The following is a 1,767-nucleotide window of genomic DNA, read 5'->3' on the forward strand; positions in this document are numbered from 1 at the left end:
GCCGCTCTTTTTAAATTTAGTGATAGTGCGCGAAAATGTTTCGGGAGTTACGTTTAGAATTCTGGCTATTCTAGTGTATTTCGTGCTCATAAAAATATCAAAATTCTCGTTGATAAACTTAGCGATTTTGCCGTCGCAGCTAAGCACGACTTGATTATCAAAGACCGCATTTAGCGCTCGGATCTTCTCAGACATCGATTTTAAAAGCTCCAGGCAAATTTTAGGATCGCTCATAAACTCGTTTTTAAATTTTTCATAATCGATCTTTAGCACCTCGCCGTTTGTCGAAAACACGCCGCTAGCGGGATAGCTCGTCTCTTCGAAATTTACCATCTCCGCCACGAGCGAGATGGGGCGTATCTCGCGCATATGGATCTCACGCCCCTTTGCGGAGGTTTTATAGATTTTTAAAATTCCTTTTAGCAGGATTAATAGATACTGCGAGCGCTCGCCCTCGAAAAATAAAATTTCGCCCTTTTTGTAGCTTTTATGGATGCTAATCTGCTCCAAACGATCGATTTGCGCTGCGCTTAGAGCTTTGAAATAAGGAATTCTCTCAAGCATCGCCGCGACCTATTTTTTAAGCAGGTCTCTTATCTCGGTAAGAAGTTTAACCTCTTCGCTAGGCTCGGCAGGCGCAGCCGGCTCCGGCGCAGGGGCAGGCTTTTTAAGCTTATTGATCGCCTTGATCGCGCAGAATATACAAAACGCGATGATTATAAAATCGACCGTTACCTGGATAAACGAGCCGTAGTTTATCGTAACGGCCGGGGTCTGCCCCACCGCTTCTTTTAGCACGATCTTAAGATCGGTAAAATTCATGCCTCCCGTAAGAAGTCCTAAAACCGGCATCATAATGTCGCTTACGAGCGAGGTTACGATCTTGCCGAAAGCCCCGCCGATGACGACACCCACCGCCATATCAATGACGTTGCCTTTCATCGCGAATTCTTTGAATTCCTGAATGAAACTCATATTGTCTCCTTAAATAAAATGCGCCGATATTAGCCTATTTTTGCTTTGTTTTTGCTTTTTATTAGGAAGTAAAAAGTATAATCCCAGCTTAAATTTAAACCCAAAGGACCTAAATTGTATCGCTTCGCTCCGTCGCCCACCGGCGATATGCATATCGGAAATTTACGCGCGGCTATTTTTAACTACATCTGCTCGCTGCAGGATAAAAGCGGCTTTATTTTGCGCATCGAGGATACCGACACCGCGCGCAATATCGAAGGCAAAGATCAAGAGATCATCGAAATTTTAAAGCGCTTCGGCATTAAATGGCAAAGCCTGTATTATCAAAGCAAAAATTTAAAATTTCATCAGCAGTTCGCAGCCAAGCTGCTCTCCGAGAAAAAGGCGTTTTGCTGTTTTTGCAGCGAGGAGGAGCTGGAAGCGAAAAAGCAAGCCGCCAAGGACGCGGGAGAGGCGTACCGCTACGACGGGCACTGCGAGCATCTAAGCGACGAAAAGGTTCTAAACTGCGAGAGGCCCTTTACTATCCGCCTTAAAAAGCCCGATCACACGCTGGAATTTACCGACGCGATCAAGGGCCGTATCGCATTTGAGCCGCAGAATATCGACAGCTTCGTCATCATGCGCGCGGACAAGACGCCAACTTATAACTTCGCCTGCGCCTGCGACGATATGATACAGGGCGTGAGCTTCGTAATCCGCGGCGAGGATCACGTCTCAAACACCCCGAAGCAAAACTGGATCCGCCAAAGCCTCGGCTACGAGGGCGAGATCAAATACGCACACTTGCCG

At 46.6% G+C, this 1,767-nt stretch carries 3 protein-coding genes; 1 reads left to right on the top strand and 2 read right to left on the bottom strand.

Annotated features, from left to right (window positions below; genetic code table 11):
* A partial coding sequence (locus tag Q0256_RS10540; RefSeq protein ID WP_297962826.1) for a Crp/Fnr family transcriptional regulator occupies positions 1 to 564 on the bottom strand: 564 nt, incomplete at its 3' end.
* A gap of 9 nt (positions 565 to 573) precedes the next feature.
* Positions 574 to 975: a large-conductance mechanosensitive channel protein MscL gene (gene mscL / locus Q0256_RS10545; protein WP_297962828.1), complete on the bottom strand. Its 402-nt coding sequence runs from the start codon at positions 973 to 975 to the stop codon at positions 574 to 576.
* Positions 976 to 1,089: 114 nt separating this feature from the next.
* Between mscL and gltX the strand changes: the two genes are divergently transcribed.
* Positions 1,090 to 1,767, top strand: a 678-nt coding sequence (gltX, locus tag Q0256_RS10550) for a glutamate--tRNA ligase (protein ID WP_297962830.1), incomplete at its 3' end; no start/stop codon positions are given.

It is taken from the genome of uncultured Campylobacter sp., assembly GCF_937949835.1.
Taxonomy (GTDB): domain Bacteria; phylum Campylobacterota; class Campylobacteria; order Campylobacterales; family Campylobacteraceae; genus Campylobacter_B.

Bases quoted from the DNA above. Each gene is read 5' to 3' on its own strand.
- mscL (WP_297962828.1), bottom strand. From the start codon at position 975: ATGAGTTTCATTCAGGAATTCAAAGAATTCGCGATGAAAGGCAACGTC.